Source organism: Streptomyces chisholmiae (genome assembly GCF_031845445.1).
Lineage (GTDB): Bacteria > Actinomycetota > Actinomycetes > Streptomycetales > Streptomycetaceae > Streptomyces > Streptomyces chisholmiae.
Window position 1 is genome coordinate 1 of the sequence record NZ_JAVREO010000125.1, and the last position, 473, is coordinate 473.

1 pseudogene is annotated in these 473 nt (G+C 63.4%); it reads left to right on the forward strand.

The features are described from left to right. Positions 1-198: 198 nt before the first annotated feature. Positions 199-473, forward strand: a pseudogene (locus tag RM844_RS32395) (ABC transporter permease); the annotation flags it as partial.

Sequence of the window (473 nt, forward strand, 5' to 3'; positions counted from 1 at the left end):
CCCTCGCTCCGGAGCGGCAACGGAGTGTTCCGCTGACCGGGTGACCGCTGAGAATTTGACGCGCGGGGAGCCAAATTCCCGGTGGGTGGGACACGTGGTGGCGCGACCGATGGCGAACTGTGATTGTTCCCGGTCGAGGCGTGTGGTCCGGGTCATAACAACCCCCGGGTGTGATTCAGGCAAAGAACGGAGAACCGGATGCTGCAGCGACAACTCGCCGGCCCACTCGAGGGGGTGGGTGGGTTGTTCGCCATGTCGGTGGATGCCGCCAGATTCGTGGTGCGCAGGCCATTCCAATGGCGTGAGTTTCTTGACCAATCCTGGTTCGTGGCAAGGGTTTCCATGGCACCGACCCTTCTGGTGGCGATCCCGTTCACCGTTCTGGTGTCGTTCACCTTGAACATTCTCCTTCGCGAACTGGGCGCGGCAGATCTCTCCGGGGCGGGCGCGGCATTCGGCGCCGTGACCCAGGT